This is a genomic window from Nocardia asteroides (assembly GCF_900637185.1).
GTDB classification, from domain to species: Bacteria; Actinomycetota; Actinomycetes; order Mycobacteriales; family Mycobacteriaceae; genus Nocardia; species Nocardia asteroides.
This window is the reverse complement of the sequence record NZ_LR134352.1, coordinates 2,160,001-2,173,962: the sequence shown is the minus strand read 5'-3', so window position 1 is coordinate 2,173,962 and position 13,962 is coordinate 2,160,001. Positions and strand designations below refer to the sequence as shown.

General features: G+C 66.6%; 9 protein-coding genes and 2 rRNA genes (1 of these 11 only partly in view). 4 read left to right on the top strand and 7 right to left on the bottom strand.

The window, feature by feature from the left end:
• Positions 1–16: 16 nt before the first annotated feature.
• The 3 genes from EL493_RS10085 to EL493_RS10075 are packed head-to-tail and all read left to right on the top strand — an operon-like array spanning position 17 to position 3,395.
• Entirely contained in the window at positions 17–562 is a 546-nt protein-coding gene (locus EL493_RS10085) for a YceI family protein (RefSeq protein ID WP_022567095.1), read from the top strand.
• Positions 563–585: 23 nt separating this feature from the next.
• The gene (locus EL493_RS10080; RefSeq protein WP_022567094.1) at positions 586–1,794 is read left to right on the top strand and encodes a L,D-transpeptidase; all 1,209 of its coding nucleotides are present in this window, start codon (positions 586–588) and stop codon (positions 1,792–1,794) included.
• Positions 1,791–3,395, top strand: coding sequence for an LCP family protein (locus EL493_RS10075; RefSeq protein ID WP_019045483.1), 1,605 nt, complete (start codon positions 1,791–1,793; stop codon positions 3,393–3,395). Before EL493_RS10080 ends, EL493_RS10075 begins: the two co-directional genes overlap by 4 nt.
• A 51-nt stretch (positions 3,396–3,446) precedes the next feature.
• Here EL493_RS10075 and fadD32 read toward each other — a convergent pair whose 3' ends face one another.
• A complete protein-coding gene (gene fadD32 / locus EL493_RS10070) occupies positions 3,447–5,330 on the bottom strand; it encodes a long-chain-fatty-acid--AMP ligase FadD32 (protein ID WP_019045482.1) in 1,884 nt (627 codons plus the stop codon).
• 120 nt (positions 5,331–5,450) lie between these two features.
• Positions 5,451–6,671, bottom strand: coding sequence for a KasA/KasB family beta-ketoacyl-ACP synthase (locus EL493_RS10065; protein WP_019045481.1), 1,221 nt, complete (start codon positions 6,669–6,671; stop codon positions 5,451–5,453).
• Between the two features lie 229 nt (positions 6,672–6,900).
• Between EL493_RS10065 and EL493_RS10060 the strand changes: the two genes are divergently transcribed.
• The gene (locus EL493_RS10060) at positions 6,901–7,893 is read left to right on the top strand and encodes an acyl-ACP desaturase (RefSeq protein WP_019045480.1); all 993 of its coding nucleotides are present in this window, start codon (positions 6,901–6,903) and stop codon (positions 7,891–7,893) included.
• A 27-nt stretch (positions 7,894–7,920) separates the two neighbouring features.
• On the opposite strand, the gene EL493_RS10055 is transcribed toward EL493_RS10060, so the two are convergent.
• The 5 genes from EL493_RS10055 to EL493_RS10035 all read right to left on the bottom strand — a co-directional run.
• On the bottom strand, positions 7,921–9,201 hold the full coding sequence (locus EL493_RS10055) for a sensor domain-containing diguanylate cyclase (protein ID WP_019045479.1): 1,281 nt from the start codon (positions 9,199–9,201) through the stop codon (positions 7,921–7,923).
• Positions 9,202–9,244: 43 nt separating this feature from the next.
• Positions 9,245–10,054, bottom strand: a complete 810-nt coding sequence (locus EL493_RS10050; protein ID WP_022567093.1) for an SAM-dependent methyltransferase — start codon at positions 10,052–10,054, stop codon at positions 9,245–9,247.
• 86 nt (positions 10,055–10,140) lie between these two features.
• Complete coding sequence (locus tag EL493_RS10045) at positions 10,141–10,785, bottom strand: YdcF family protein (RefSeq protein ID WP_022567092.1); 645 nt, start codon at positions 10,783–10,785, stop codon at positions 10,141–10,143.
• Positions 10,786–10,982: 197 nt separating this feature from the next.
• Positions 10,983–11,099: ribosomal RNA gene (gene rrf, locus EL493_RS10040) — 5S ribosomal RNA — on the bottom strand.
• Between the two features lie 125 nt (positions 11,100–11,224).
• Positions 11,225–13,962, bottom strand: a 23S ribosomal RNA gene (locus EL493_RS10035) (it continues 376 nt past the right edge of the window).

The window sequence follows — 13,962 nt, the reverse complement described above, 5'->3', positions numbered from 1 at the left end:
TCAGTGAGGAGAGATCATGTCGGCACCTACCCGGGGTTTGTCCGCGGGCACGTGGGTCATCGACCCGAGCCATTCCACGCTGCAGTTCTCCGTGCGACATCTGATGGTGAGCAAGGTGCGCGGGCGCTTCACCGACTTCTCCGGCGCGCTCGTCATCCACCCCGACGGCACCGCCGACGCGAATGTCGAGATACAGGTCGCCTCGGTCACCACCGACAACCCGCAGCGCGACGGTCACCTCGCGACCGCCGACTTCTTCGACGTCACCCACTATCCCGTCGCCACCTTCACCGCCACCGGGTTCCGGCCCGCGGGCGAGGAGTTCGAGGTGACCGGCGACTTCACCATCCGCGGCACCACGCACCCGGTCACCCTCGCGGTCGAGTTCCTCGGCGTGGGCCCCGGCATGGCCGACGCGCCGGTGGCCGGATTCACCGCCACCACCACCATCAACCGCCGCGATTTCGGCATCACCACGGAGATGCCGATGGCCGAGGGCGGCGTGGTGGTCGGCGACAAGATCGCCCTGTCGCTCGACGTCGAGGTCGGCCTGCAGAGCTGACCGGAATGAGACAGGAGGGGCGCATGGCGCGACGACGATGGCCGGCCGGGCTGGTGGCCGTGCTCATGCTGCTCGTCGCGGCCTGCGGTGGCACCGGCTCCGATCGCGACGGTGACACCGCCGCCCCGCCCGCCCCCGTCATCACGGTCACGCCAGGGGCGGGCGCCACCGAGGTCGACCCGCTGGGCCAGGTCCGGGTCACCACCAGCGACGGCGAACTGACCGCGGTCACCCTGACCAACGAGCAGGGCCGTCCGGTCGAGGGCCTGTTCACCCCCGACCGGACGGCCTGGAAACCCGCCGAACCCCTCGGCTACGGCCACACCTACACCGTCGAGGCCTCGGCGCTCACCGTCACCGGCAGGGTCGGGCCGATCACCTCGTCGTTCACCACGCTGGCGCCGAACAACCAGACGAAGGTGTACTTCCGCACCACCGGCGGCGCCGCGCTGGAACCCTCGGGGTCCTACGGCGTCGGCACGGTGGTCGTCGCCCATTTCGACGAGGACGTCCCCGACCGCGCCACCGCCGAGCAGCGCCTGAGCGTCACCACCGACCCGCCGGTCGCGGGCAACTGGTACTGGCTCGACAACCGCAACGCGCACTGGCGGCCGCAGACCTACTACCAGCCCGGCACCAAGGTGAGCCTCGCCGCCGACATCTACGGCAAGGACCTCGGCGGCGGCCTGTACGGCCAGGAGGACACCCGGACCAGCTTCACCATCGGGCCCTCGCACGTCTCGGTGGTCGACGACAACGACAAACAGGTGCGGGTCTTCGAGAACGGAACGCTCATCCGTTCCATGCCCACCTCCATGGGGATGGGCGGCAGCGAGGTCGTCGCGGGCAAGACCATCACCTTCTGGACCCAGCCGGGCACCTACACCGTCATGGACAAGGCCAACCCGGTGATCATGGACTCCTCCACCTACGGCTTGCCGGTGAACTCCCGGCTCGGCTACAAGGAGGCCATCGGCTGGGCGACCAGGATCAGTACCGACGGCATCTACCTGCATCAGCTCGACGACACCAGCTGGGCCCAGGGCAACACCAACGTCTCGCACGGCTGCCTGAATCTCAGCGGCGAGAACGCCCGGTGGTTCTACGAGTTCGCCCAGCCGGGCGATGTGGTGGAGATCCGCAACACCGGGGGCGCCCCGCTCGAGGTGTGGCAGAACGGCGACTGGAGCGTGCCGTGGGACCAATGGCAGGCGGGTAGCGCACTCCGGTGAACCGAACAGACGACACCCCGGCGCGGCGACCGCGCCGGGACACAGCCCCCTCCGCACCGCGGCGGGTCGGCAGGCACGCCCAGGACTCCGGCCACCCGACCCGCCGCGCCGGCCTGCGCCGCGCCGCGCTGATCACCGCCAGGATGCTCGCGGCCACCACCGCCCTGGCCGTGCTCACCGGCACCGGGCTGGCCTGGTCGGCCAAGAACGACTTCGACTCCGGCTTCACCCATTCCACCGCTCTCGGTGAGGACGCGCCGCGCTCGCGGGACGGCGCGGTCAACATCCTGCTGATCGGCCTGGACACCCGCAAGGACCTCGACGGCAACGACCTGCCGAAGGAGATCCTCGACCAGTTGCACGCCGGCGACGGCACCGAGGGCGGCTACAACGCGAATTCGCTGATCCTGCTGCATATTCCGGCCGATCTGAGCAAGATCGTCGCCTTCTCCATCCCGCGCGACGACTACGTGCCGGTCACCGGTATCCCCGGCTATCAGCAGGTCAAGATCAAGGAGGCCTACGGCCTGAAGAAGGCCGCGGTGCAGGCCGAGTTGATCGAGCAGGGTGAGAAGGACCCGGTGGTGCTCGAGCGCCGCGGGCGCGAGGCGGGCCGCGCGTCGATCGTGACCACGGTGCGCAATCTCGTCGGCGTCCCGATCGACCGGTTCGCCGAGATCTCCCTGGCCGGTTTCTACGATCTGGCCACCGCGGTCGGCGGCGTCGACGTGTGCCTGAACAACGCCGTGGACGACAGCGAGTTCTCCGGCGCGGTGTTCCCGGCGGGCCGCCAGCACCTGAACGGCGCCGAGGCGCTCGCCTTCGTGCGGCAACGGCACGGACTGCGCAACGGCGACCTCGACCGCACGCACCGGCAGCAGGCGTTCCTCACCTCGGTGGCCAAGTCGCTCAAGGATTCCGGCACCCTCACCAACCTGAGCAGGCTGGCGGCGCTGATGGACATGGCGCACAAGGACGTGGTGCTCTCCGACGGCTGGAATCTGTTCGATTTCGCCCGCGAACTGGGTGCGGCGGGTTCGCTGCCGGTCGAGTTCCGGACGCTGCCGGTGCTGCGCTACGACGTGATCGACGGTCAGGACGTCAATATCGTCGACCCGGCCGCCATCAAACGCGAGGTCAGGGCGGCCTTCGGGCAGCAACCGAGCACCACGAGCGCCGCACCGGCGCCGACGAGCGTCGTCGACGTGCACAACGTGAGCGGGATCGTCGGCCAGGCGGCGACGGTGTCGGCGGCACTGGCGAAGGGCGGCTATCGCGCGGGTGAGATCGGCAACGGCACCCTCGACGACGGCCCGTACTCCGCGATCACCTACGGGCCCGGTGCGGGCCCGGACGCCACCGCGCTCGCCGAGAGTCTCGGTGGTCTCCCGGTCGCCGAGTCGGCGTCGGTGACGGCCGGGCACATCCGGCTGGTGGTCGGCAGCGATTTCACCCTGCCTGCCGAACTCGCCCCCACGACCACGACTTCGGCGACACCCACGACGGCGACGGCCGCTCCGGGAGTGTCGTCGACACCGCTGCCCGACGCGGGCAAGCCGGTGACGACGACCATCGGCAGCACCATCCCCTGCGTCAACTGAGCACGGCCGCACCGCGGTTCGGCCACCGGCAGCCCGGTGGCCGAACCGGTCTCACTCCTCCGGCGCGTCCGGGTACGCGTCCTGCCGGTGCCCACCGCGCAGCGTGCCGTCCAGGTAGGCCGCCTTGCAGGCACGTCGCGCGATCTTGCCGCTCGACGTGCGCGGGATCGACCCGGCGGGCACGAGCAGCAGGTCACGCACCATCACCCCGTGCCTGCGCGCGATCGCCGCGCGCACGGTGTCGACGATCGGGCCCGGCTCGAGTTTGGCCGCACCGGTGGCGCGTTCGGCCACGACGACCAGCTGCTCGGCCATCTCGTCGGTGACCCCGCCCGCCTCGAGCACCGGCGCGGGCAGCTGCCCGCCCTGCACCGAGAACGCCGCGACGAAGCCGGGCCGCAACGCGGTACTGGCCTCCTGCGCGGAGTATTCGAGATCCTGCGGGTAGTGGTTGCGGCCGTCGACGATCACCAGGTCCTTCACCCGGCCGGTGATGAACAGCTCCCCGTCGTGATAGGCGCCGAAGTCGCCGGTGCGCATCCACCGCGCGTCGTCCGGTGCGCCCTCGGCGCGGCTGCCCGCCGGATTGCGGGCGATCACCCGGTTGTGGAAGGTCTCGGCGGTCTCCCCCGGCCTGCCCCAGTACCCGATGCCCATATTGTCGCCGTGCAGCCAGATCTCGCCGACCTCACCGTCACGGCGCTCGATCCCGGTCTCCGGGTCGACGATCACCGCCCACTGCGACCGGGCGACGTACCCGCACGACACCTGCGCGACCGCGTTGTCCGCGTGCTCGTCGACCTCGACCATCCGGCCCTCGTTGAGCTGCCCGCGGTCCACGTAGACCACCCTGGCCTCGTCGTCGCGCCTGGTCGCCGAGACGAACAGCGTCGCCTCCGCCATGCCGTAGCACGGTTTGATCGCGGTCTTGGACAGCCCGTAGGGCGCGAAGGCCTCGTTGAACTTGCGCATCGAGGCCACCGACACCGGCTCGCTGCCGTTGATCAGGCCGATCACATTCGACAGGTCCAGCGATTCGGCGTCCTTGGGCAGCCCGCGCACGGCGGCGTGCTCGAAGGCGAAGTTGGGTGCCGCCGAATAGATCTCGGCCCCGTCGGCCTGCGCGGCCAGCTCCTTGATCCAGCGCGAGGGCCTGCGCACGAACGCGCTCGGCGACATGATGGTGATGAACTTGCCGCCGATGGTCGGCAGGATCACCGTGAGCAGCCCCATGTCGTGGAACAGCGGCAGCCAAGTGACCCCGCGCGCGTTCTCGGTGATGCCGATGGCGTCGATCATCTGCAGCAGGTTGGTCCCGACCGCCCGGTGGGTGATCTCGACGCCTGCGGGCACCCGGGTGGACCCGGAGGTGTACTGCAGGTAGGCCACACTGTCGATGTTGATGTCGGGCCTGCGCCAGCGCGCGCCGACGGTGTCGGGGATCGCCTCCACCGCGATGATCCGCGGCCGTTGCGCGGCGGGCTGTTCGCGGAAGAAGTTGCGCACCCCCGCGGCCGCGCCGGTGACGGTGAGCACCGCGGCCGGCTCGCAGTCGCCGAGCACCGCGTGCAGGCGGTCGCTGTGGCCCTGCTCCTCCGGATCGAACAGCGGCACGGCCACATTGCCCGCGTACACCGCCGCGAACAGCGCGACGACGTAGTCGAGGCCCTGCGGCGCGAGCACCGCCACCCGGTCGCCGGGCTCGGTCACCTGTTGCAGCCGCGCCGCCACCGCGCGCAGCCGGACGCCGAATTCGCGCCAGGTCAGCTCCTGATATTCCCCCTCACGCTCCCGCGAGTAGTCGATGAAGCGGTAGGCCAGCTCGTCACCGTTGGCCTCACTGTGTTTGTCGACGAAGTCGATCAAGGTCTGGTCACCGGGAATCCGGATATTGCCCAGTTCGTCCACATAGTCGTCGAAAGTCTCGCCGATCATTCCCTATCCTTTTCAACGCACAATGCCTCTCACGCCGAGAGGCCGAACTCGTGCAATGACGCCGAACAAAGAAGAAGTCGCCTGCGCCCGGAACGGTCCGGGCACAGGCCGTGGCAATCGTCAATACCGCCCGAAGGCGACGGCGACGTTGTGGCCGCCGAATCCGAAGGAGTTGTTCACCGCGTAGTCGATCCGGCCGCGCCTGGCCTCGCCGGCGACCACGTCCAGATCGATCTCGGGGTCCTGGTTGTCCAGGTTCAGGGTGGGCGGGACGATGCTGTCGCGCACGCTGAGCACGGTCAGCACCGCCTCGAGCGCGCCGACCGCGCCGATCGAATGCCCGAGCGCCGACTTGGGCGCGTACACCGAGGCGTGCGCGCCGATCGCCTTGCCGATGGCGTTGGCCTCGGCGGTGTCGCCGATCGGGGTGGCGGTGGCGTGGGCGTTGATGTGGGTGACATCGGTGCGGCTGATCCCGCCGGTCTGCAGCGCCCTGGTCATCGCGCGCGCCGCGCCGGTGCCCTCGGGATCCGGTGCGACGAGGTGGAATCCGTCGGAGGTGACGCCCGCCCCGAGCAGCCGCGCGTGGATCGTGGCGCCGCGCGCCTTGGCGTGCTCCTCGGTCTCGATCACCATCATCGCGCCCGCCTCGCCGAACACGAAGCCGTCGCGGTCCTTGTCGAACGGGCGCGAGGCCGCCTTGGGATCGGCGTTGCGGGTGCTCATGGCCCGCATCTGGGTGAAGGCCGCGATCGGCACCGCCTGGATCGAGCCCTCGACGCCGCCGGTCACCACCATGTCGGCGTCACCCATCACGATCATCCGCCACGCGTTGGCGATGGCCTCCGAGCCCGACGAGCAGGCCGACACCGGCGTGGAAACCCCGGCGCGCGCGCCGAGTTCGATGCCGACGCAGGCGGCGGGCCCGTTCGGCATGATCGCCTGCACGGTCAGTGGCGACACCTTGCGGTAGCCACCGTTGCCGAGCTTGTCGCGCGCGTAGATCAGCGATTCGGCGCCGCCGAGCCCGGTCCCGATCGAGACACCGAGCCGGTCGCGATCCACCTCGGGGCTGCCCGCGTTGCGCCACACCTCGCGACCGAGGACCACGGCCATCTGCTCGACATAGGACAGCCTGCGCGCCTCCTCGCGGGTGAGCGAGGCGGCCGGCGCGACCTTCAGGTGCCCGCCGATGCGCACCGGCAACTCGAAATCGTCGACGAAGGAGTCCTCCAGGACGTCGATGCCGCTTTCGCCGTTGAGCAGACCTTTCCAGGTCGAGTCGACGTCGCCCGCGATCGACGTGGTCGCCGCCAAGCTCGTGACCACGATGTCCGTCATATTTTTCGCTCACTCTCTCTAGCTATGCCACGACTGATCGGGAACCGCTGATGGAGCTGAACTGGTGGAGCGTATATGCACTCGGCGCGACGCGCCCAAATTGCGAAACAGTGCCCTCCGCACCGTGTCGTTCGGAGGCACGATGTGCCGGGTCTATTCTCGGCGACGACGGGCAACACTACCGGACCAGCGCAACTCATGCTTTTCACTTGACGGAAAGGGCACGTGCGTGGCCAGGAACCTCACCCAACTGGAACTGCTCATCGAACTGGAGCCGGTCGCGGCCAGCAATGTCGACCGCCATCTGTCCATGGCCAAAGACTGGCACCCGCACGACTACGTGCCGTGGGATCAGGGCCGCAACTTCGCCGCGATGGGCGGAATCGATTGGGAGCCCGAGCAATCCGCGCTCAGCGAGCTCGCCAAAGCCGCGATGATCACCAATTTGCTCACCGAGGACAATCTCCCGTCCTACCACCGCGAGATCGCCGAGAACTTCTCCCAGGACGGCGCCTGGGGTACCTGGGTCGGTCGCTGGACCGCCGAGGAGAACCGGCACGGCATCGCCATCCGCGACTACCTGGTGCTCACCCGCGGCGTCGATCCGGTGGCGCTGGAGCAGGCGCGGATGATCCACATGACCAACGGCTATTCGGCCATGGCCGTGGTCGACGCCAAGGCCGCCGAGGTCGACATCAGGGCCAAATCCGTGGCGGGCCTGCTGTATTCGGTCGCCTATGTGACCTTCCAGGAACTGGCCACCCGGGTCAGCCACCGCAACACCGGCCGCGTCTGCGACGACCCGATCGCCGACCGCATGCTGGCCCGCATCGCCACCGACGAGAACCTGCACATGATCTTCTACCGCAACCTGTGTGCCGCCGCCCTCGACCTGGCGCCCGACCAGACCATCGAGGCCGTCAACACCATCGTGCAGGGCTTCCAGATGCCGGGCGCCGGTATGCCGGGCTGGCGCCGCAACGGCGTGCTGATGGCCAAGCACGGCATCTACGACCTGCGTCAGCACCTCGACGAGGTGCTGCTGCCGGTGTTGCGCAAGTGGAACATCTTCGAGCGCACCGATTTCGGCCCCGAGGGCGAACGGGCGCGCGAGGACCTCGACGCCTTCCTCGAGCGCCTGCGCGGTGATGTGGCGCGGTTCGAGGAGCAGCGCGACCGGTCGCTGGCCCGGGCCGCGCAGCGCGACCGTCAGCCCGTCTGAGCGGTCCCCGTGCTTCCGGCCCGGCCGCTACCGGGCCGGATCGCGGCGTGGGTCGTGCTTGTGGCGGTACATCGCCGAATCGGCCGCGTGCACCAATTCGTCCACGGTGCCGGGCAATTCGCCGAAGTAGGCGGCGCCGATACTCACGCCGACCGCGAGCATGTGCCCGTCGACCTCCAGCGGCGCGGTGAGCGCGCTCATCAGATCGTCGGCCAGCGCCGTCAGCTGCGGCTCACCCGAGCAGTTCTCGACCAGCACCAGGAACTCGTCACCGCCGATGCGGGCGGCCATGCCGTCGAGCGGGCGCACGCTCTCGCGCATCCGGTCGGCTACGGTGCGCAGCACCCGGTCCCCGATGGTGTGGCCCCACAGGTCGTTGATCTCCTTGAAGCCGTCCAGGTCCAGATAGCAGACGCCGATCGGCGGCACCGCCTCGGCAAGCCGGCTGAACAAGTGCGCGCGGTTCGGCAGGCCGGTCAGCGCGTCGTGGTTGGCGTCGTGCCAGAGCCGGTCGGCGAGCTGCTTGCGCTCGGTGACATCGACCGCGACGCCGATCAGGAACCGGATATTGCCGTCGGCGTCGCGCACCGTCGACATGGACAGGTCGATGACGGTGACCTCGCCGTCGTCGTGCAGATGCTCGGTCTCGGTACGGAAGCTGTCGGATTCCCCGCTCACCATGCGCTGCAGTTCCACGAAGGCGTGGTTGAGATTCTGCGGTCCGAGAATGTCGGCGACGGTGCGCCCCGGCATCGTCTCCGGGGTCTGTCCCAGCATCGCGGCCATGGTGGCATTGCAGTTCACCACCTGACCGGACATGTCGACGGTGCCGATGCCGACCAGCGCGCCGTCGAAGACCGCCTCGAACCGGGCCTCCGACAGTGCCCGCCTGCTCTCGGCTTCCCGCGCGGCCGCGAGCACCGCGGCCAGCGTGGCCTCCTGTTCGGCCAGCGCGGCCGAACGCAGCGCCGCGGTGAACCCCGCGGCGAAATCGGCGGCCAGCCCGATCGCGCGGTCCCTGATCTCGGGCAGCGATGGATCGTCGGGGCCGTCGGCGACGATGTCGACCAGGTCGTGGCAGATCACCCGCACCGACCGGCTCACCGCCGCCGAATCGCGATAGTTGGCGGCGACCAGCATGCGGGCCGCCCGCCGGGCAACGTCGGGGTCCTCACCCCCGCGCGCCGCCTCGATCAGGCCGATACACAGGGCCGCGAGCATCTCCTCGATCTGGGAGCGGGTCAGGGTGGGAGCGACGACACCGTCGAGCGCATCGGCCCACCGCTGCGCCAGCTCCCACGACCCCACTACTCGTCCACCCTGTCATCTCCCGCCACCGCCGGACGACGGCTCATTCTTTGCGCGCGACTCCACCGAGGCCGAGCGAACGCCCCGGCTTCTCGTGCTGATCCCGCTCGGACTCCGGCCGCCACAGCGGCAACTCGACGACCCCGGGGGACTCCAAGCCCCAACCCTCGAACATCGCCGCGATCTCGTCCTTGGTCCGGAACTGGATCCCGACCCTGGTCTCGGTCGCGGCGTGCTCACCCAGCTTACCTGCGTCTTCCGGCCGCAACTCGGAGGTGAGATGTGAAATGGCTATGAAACTCCCCGGTGCGACCGCCTCCCGCAGCGCGGCCACCTTGCCCGCCGGATCGTCCTCGTCGGCGACCAGGTGCAGCACCGCGATCAGCAGCAGCCCGACCGGCTCGGCGAAGTCGATCAGCCCGGTCGCGCGGACCGCCGCGAGCAGGTCCGCCGTCTCCCGCAGATCCCCCTCGATGGCTCCCGCGTGCTCCCGGCCGACCAGGATCGTCCGGGAGTGCACCACGGCCACCGGATCGATGTCGACATAGAGCACCCGGGCCTCGGGATCGAGCTCGTGCACGATCTCGTGCACATTCCCCGCGGTGGGGATGCCCGAGCCGATGTCGAGGAACTGCCGGATACCCGCGTCGAGCATGAACCGGACGGCCCGGCGCAGGAACGCCCGGTTGCTCAGCGCCAGCCGCGGCAGATCCGGCACCATCGAGGTCGCCATCTCCGCCGCCATGCGATCGACCGCGAAATTGTGCGAGCCGCCGAGCAGCGCGTCGTACATCCGAGCCGGGCTCGGCTGATTCATGTCGACGCCGTCCGGTGCCCACGCTGGCCTGTCCATTACCTACCCCTGTCCCGTCACGGCACCACCGCACCCCGCGACGACGCCAGAGGCATAGTAGTGCGCCGCACCGACTTCGGCGCGCTCTATCGCGGCTCGTCCGTGCCGTACGGTTTGGCCCACAGCGGGGCGACGTCCGGCGTCATGGTGGCGACCACCGGGATACCGGCCGCCACGAAGTTGTCCAGGGCCCTGCGCATGTGGTCGGCGGAGGTGATGAGCACGGCCTTGTGCACGCCGAGCACCTCCATCAGCTTCGCCGAGAAGAACGCGTTCTGAACCGTCGAGCCCGCCTGCGTCTCGGTGAACACGCGCTGCCTGGCCACCCCGCGCGTCGTGAGCCAATCCGCCATCACCTGGGCCTCGGTGACACCGTTGCGCGGATTGCCCCCGGTGACGATCACCGGCGAGGACGGCGACATGAACGCCTGGATCAGTGCCGCGTGCAACCGGTTCCCCAGCTCGGCACGCATGGTGCCGTCCGGCAGCAGCCCGAACCCGAGGACCACGATGGCGGTCTCGGGCCCATAGGTCTCGGGAAGGTCGATTCCGGCAACGCCCGCAACGGAATTCGCCGCGCCGGCCAGCTGGTCGGCGAGACCGGCGAGCGGATCGGGCGTGGGCGCCGCGCCGGCCGGCCCCGCGGTGGCTATCAGGCCGACAAGGGCGGCGGGCAGCGCCAGCGCGACCACGCCGCGTCGCAGCGACTTTTGAGCGAACAACCAATTCATGGCGACCTCCCGAAGCAACGTCGCACTATGGTCGCCGACGAGACCGGGCCGTAAGGCCGTTTTCTGAAATGTTGTCGGTTCGGATGGCAATCCCCCGATTCCGGGGGCAGGCCGGCCGCGTGGATGCTACGCGCGCGACCGGTCCGGGAACGCAAAAAGGCCCTCCAACCGAAGTTGGAGGGCCTTTCGCAATGATGTTCCGGCGGTGTCCTACTCTCCCACACCCTGTCGAGTGCAGTACCATCGGCGCAGGTGGCCTTAGCTTCCGGGTTCGGAATGGGACCGGGCGTTTCCCCACCGCTATAACCGCCGTAACTCTATGAAACTGTCACACAGAGAGCCACCCCAAACCCTGACCCCTAACGGGACCGGACTCGGAGAGTCTTCTCGGTGATCTGTGTGTTGTTTCAGATACCGCACAGTGGACGCGTAACACCTTCGTAGTAAGCCCTCGGCCTATTAGTACCAGTCACCTACACCAGTTACCTGGCTTCCAGTTCCGGCCTATCAACCCCATGGTCTGTAGGGGGCCTTAACCCATCAAGTGGGAGAGAAACCTCATCTTGGAACAGGCTTCCCGCTTAGATGCTTTCAGCGGTTATCCCTTCCGAACGTAGCCAACCAGCAGTGCTCCTGGCGGAACAACTGGCACACCAGAGGTTCGTCCGTCCCGGTCCTCTCGTACTAGGGACAGCCTTCCTCAAGTTTCTAACGCGCGCGGCGGATAGAGACCGAACTGTCTCACGACGTTCTAAACCCAGCTCGCGTGCCGCTTTAATGGGCGAACAGCCCAACCCTTGGGACCTACTCCAGCCCCAGGATGCGACGAGCCGACATCGAGGTGCCAAACCATCCCGTCGATATGGACTCTTGGGGAAGATCAGCCTGTTATCCCCGGGGTACCTTTTATCCGTTGAGCGACACCGCTTCCACTTGCCGGTGCCGGATCACTAGTCCCGACTTTCGTCCCTGCTCGAGCTGTCACTCTCACAGTCAAGCTCCCTTGTGCACTTGCACTCGACACCTGATTGCCAACCAGGCTGAGGGAACCTTTGGGCGCCTCCGTTACATTTTGGGAGGCAACCGCCCCAGTTAAACTACCCACCAGGCACTGTCCCTGAACCAGATCATGGTCCGAGGTTAGAAGTCCAATACGATCAGAGTGGTATTTCAACGACGACTCCACCTGAACTGGCGTCCAAGCTTCACAGTCTCCCACCTATCCTACACAAACCGTACCGAACACCAATACCAAGCTATAGTGAAGGTCCCGGGGTCTTTTCGTCCTGCCGCGCGTAACGAGCATCTTTACTCGTAATGCAATTTCGCCGAGTCTGTGGTTGAGACAGCAGAGAAGTCGTTACGCCATTCGTGCAGGTCGGAACTTACCCGACAAGGAATTTCGCTACCTTAGGATGGTTATAGTTACCACCGCCGTTTACCGGGGCTTAAATTCTCAGCTTCGCGCCGAAGCGCTAACCGGTCCTCTTAACCTTCCGGCACCGGGCAGGCGTCAGTCCGTATACATCGTCTTACGACTTCGCACGGACCTGTGTTTTTAGTAAACAGTCGCTTCTCTCTGGTCTCTGCGACCCCACCCAGCTCAGAGTGCAAGACTCGTCACCAGGCGTGGTCCCCCTTCTCCCGAAGTTACGGGGGCATTTTGCCGAGTTCCTTAACCACAGTTCTCTCGATCGCCTTAGTATTCTCTACCTGACCACCTGTGTCGGTTTGGGGTACGGGCCGTGTACCAACTCACTAGAGGCTTTTCTCGGCAGCATAGGATCACTGAATTCACCACAACGGCTACGCATCACCTCTCAGGCTACATGTTGTGCGGATTTGCCTACACAACGCCCTACAGGCTTACACCAGGTATTCCATCACCTGGCCCAGCTACCTTCCTGCGTCACCCCATCGCTTGACTACTACAGCCAGGGTCTCGTGCAGCAATTCTCCCTCTCACCCGAAGGCTCGATAAGAAAACATTTGGACGATTAGCACAACTGATTCGCCATTGGGCGCGGATACACGGGTACGGGAATATCAACCCGTTGTCCATCGACTACGCCTGTCGGCCTCGCCTTAGGTCCCGACTCACCCTGGGCGGATTAACCTGGCCCAGGAACCCTTGGTCATTCGGCGGACGAGTTTCTCACTCGTCTTTCGCTACTCATGCCTGCATTCTCACTCCCGTGGCCTCCACAGCTGGATCACTCCGCTGCTTCCACGGCCACAGGACGCTCCCCTACCCATCCCAGCTCCTGGCTCGAAAGCAGGATAATGCTGAAATGCCGCGGCTTCGGCGGTGTACTTGAGCCCCGCTACATTGTCGGCGCAGGATCACTTGACCAGTGAGCTATTACGCACTCTTTCAAGGGTGGCTGCTTCTAAGCCAACCTCCTGGTTGTCTAAGCGACCCCACATCCTTTTCCACTTAGTACACGCTTAGGGGCCTTAGCCGGCGATCTGGGCTGTTTCCCTCTCGACTACGAAGCTTATCCCCCGCAGTCTCACTGCCACGCTCTCACACACCGGCATTCGGAGTTTGGCTGACTTCGGTAAGCTTGTGGGCCCCCTAGGCCATCCAGTAGCTCTACCTCCGGCGTGAAACACGTGACGCTGCACCTAAATGCATTTCGGGGAGAACCAGCTATCACGGAGTTTGATTGGCCTTTCACCCCTACCCACAGCTCATCCCCTCAGTTTTCAACCTAAGTGGGTTCGGGCCTCCACGACGTCTTACCGTCGCTTCACCCTGGCCATGGGTAGATCACTCCGCTTCGGGTCCATAATGTGCGACTCAAACGCCCTATTCGGACTCGCTTTCGCTACGGCTACCCCACACGGGTTAACCTCGCCACACACCGATGACTCGCAGGCTCATTCTTCAAAAGGCACGCCATCACCCCACTGCAAGCAGAAGGCTCTGACGGATTGTAAGCGCACGGTTTCAGGTACTATTTCACTCCCCTCCCGGGGTACTTTTCACCTTTCCCTCACGGTACTAGTCCGCTATCGGTCACCAGGGAGTATTCAGGCTTACCGGGTGGTCCCGGCAGATTCACAGCAGATTTCACGGGCCCGCTGCTACTCGGGTATCACTCACGAGAGCCAACATGTTTTCGTCTACCGGACTATCACCGTCTATGGCAGGCCGTTCCAGACCACTTCGAC

Bases quoted from the DNA above. Each gene is read 5' to 3' on its own strand.
- EL493_RS10085 (WP_022567095.1), top strand. From the start codon at position 17: ATGTCGGCACCTACCCGGGGTTTGTCCGCGGGCACGTGGGTCATCGAC.
- EL493_RS10080 (WP_022567094.1), top strand. From the start codon at position 586: ATGGCGCGACGACGATGGCCGGCCGGGCTGGTGGCCGTGCTCATGCTG.
- fadD32 (WP_019045482.1), bottom strand. From the start codon at position 5,330: ATGATCGGCGAGACTTTCGACGACTATGTGGACGAACTGGGCAATATC.
- EL493_RS10065 (WP_019045481.1), bottom strand. From the start codon at position 6,671: ATGACGGACATCGTGGTCACGAGCTTGGCGGCGACCACGTCGATCGCG.
- EL493_RS10050 (WP_022567093.1), bottom strand. From the start codon at position 10,054: ATGGACAGGCCAGCGTGGGCACCGGACGGCGTCGACATGAATCAGCCG.
- EL493_RS10045 (WP_022567092.1), bottom strand. From the start codon at position 10,785: ATGAATTGGTTGTTCGCTCAAAAGTCGCTGCGACGCGGCGTGGTCGCG.